Raw genomic sequence first — 2179 nt, forward strand, 5'->3', positions numbered from 1 at the left:
TCTCATTTTTCAGATTTTTTCACACCGTACTATTATACTACAAAATCGGCCTTTTGGGTAATAGAATCTCACTTTTTTTGGTATAATGGTAAGCAATAATGGACTAGAAAGAACAAAGATGCAAGATAAAATTGTCATTCATGGGGCGCGTGCCCATAATTTAAAAAATATTGATGTGGAGATTCCGCGAGACAAGCTGGTTGTTGTGACCGGCTTGTCAGGTTCAGGGAAATCCAGTCTGGCCTTTGATACCCTCTATGCGGAGGGACAACGTCGCTATGTGGAGAGCTTGTCAGCCTATGCTCGTCAGTTTTTGGGAAATATGGAGAAGCCTGATGTAGATGCCATTGATGGTCTCAGCCCAGCTATTTCCATCGACCAGAAAACGACTAGTAAAAACCCTCGCTCGACGGTAGGAACCACGACTGAAATCAATGACTATCTGCGTCTCCTCTACGCGCGTGTGGGGACGCCTTACTGTATCAACGGGCATGGGGCTATCAAGGCTTCTTCTGTGGAGCAGATCGTTGATAGGGTCTTAGAATTGCCAGAACGCCAGCGCCTACAAATCTTAGCACCAGTTATCCGCAAGAAAAAAGGACAGCACAAGAGCGTCATTGAAAAGGTTCAGAAAGATGGTTATGTCCGTGTCCGTGTGGATGGGGAAGTCTATGATGTGACCGAAGTGCCAGAGTTGTCCAAGAGCAAGCAACACAATATTGATGTCGTAGTTGACCGTATTGTCATCAAGGAGGGCATTCGTAGTCGTCTCTTTGATTCCATTGAGGCTGCCCTTCGTATTGCAGAAGGCTATGTCATTATCGACACTATGGACGACTCTGAGTTGCTCTTCTCTGAGCATTATGCCTGTCCAGTTTGTGGCTTTACTGTTCCAGAGTTAGAGCCACGTCTCTTCTCCTTCAATGCTCCTTTTGGTTCTTGTAGTGAGTGTGACGGCTTGGGCATCAAGCTGGAGGTGGATACTGATTTGGTAGTGCCAGATGCCAGCAAAACCTTACGTGAGGGGGCGCTAGCACCTTGGAATCCTATCTCTTCTAACTATTATCCAAATATGCTAGAGCAGGCCATGACGGCCTTTGGAGTGGACATGGATAAGCCTTTTGAGGACTTGTCAGAAGAAGATAAGAACTTGATTCTCTATGGGTCTGATGGCAAGGAATTCCATTTCCACTATGAGAATGAATTTGGTGGCGTGCGCGATATTGACATTCCTTTTGAGGGAGTTGTCAATAATATCAAGCGTCGCTATCACGAGACAAACAGCGATTACACCCGCACCCAGATGCGCCTCTACATGAATGAGCTGACCTGCGGAACCTGTCACGGCTATCGTCTCAATGACCAGGCTTTGTCTGTTCGTGTGGGTGGCCAGCAAGGGCCACATATCGGAGAAATTTCAGACCTGTCTATCGCAGACCACTTGGACTTGGTAAGCCAGTTGACTCTATCTGAAAATGAAGCCATCATTGCTCGTCCCATTCTTAAGGAAATCAAGGATCGTTTGACCTTCCTTAATAACGTGGGTCTTAACTATCTAACCCTGTCACGTTCGGCAGGAACCCTTTCAGGTGGGGAGAGCCAGCGTATTCGCTTGGCGACCCAGATTGGTTCCAACTTATCAGGTGTCCTTTATATCCTGGATGAGCCGTCAATCGGTCTCCACCAGAGAGATAATGACCGCCTGATCGCCAGTCTCAAAAAGATGCGCGACTTGGGTAATACTCTCATAGTAGTGGAACATGACGAAGATACCATGCGTGAGGCTGATTATCTGATTGACGTTGGTCCCGGTGCAGGTGTTTTTGGTGGGGAGATTGTTGCGGCAGGAACCCCTAAACAGGTTGCTCGCAACAGCAAGTCTATCACAGGTCAGTATTTATCAGGCAAACGTGCCATTCCAGTGCCAGAAGAGCGACGTGTCGGAAATGGTCGTTTTATCGAGGTGACGGGAGCGCGTGAGAACAATTTGCAAAATGTCACGGCTCGCTTCCCACTAGGAAAATTCATCGCCGTTACAGGGGTATCTGGCTCAGGGAAATCGACCTTGATCAACAGTATCCTCAAAAAAGCTATTGCCCAGAAGCTCAACCGTAATTCAGACAAACCTGGTAAATTCAAAACCATCACAGGGATTGAGCATGTAGACCGCTTGATTGAC

The 2179-nt window shown here is 47.2% G+C and carries 1 protein-coding gene; it reads left to right on the forward strand.

Annotation, left to right across the window (positions count from 1 at the left end; all coding sequences use genetic code 11):
- Nucleotides 1–118: 118 nt before the first annotated feature.
- Nucleotides 119–2179 (forward strand): excinuclease ABC subunit UvrA (uvrA, locus tag QZ359_RS01770; RefSeq protein ID WP_293956036.1); only part of this gene is annotated, 2061 nt, incomplete at its 3' end.

Source organism: Streptococcus sp. (genome assembly GCF_019414905.1).
GTDB lineage: Bacteria > Bacillota > Bacilli > Lactobacillales > Streptococcaceae > Streptococcus.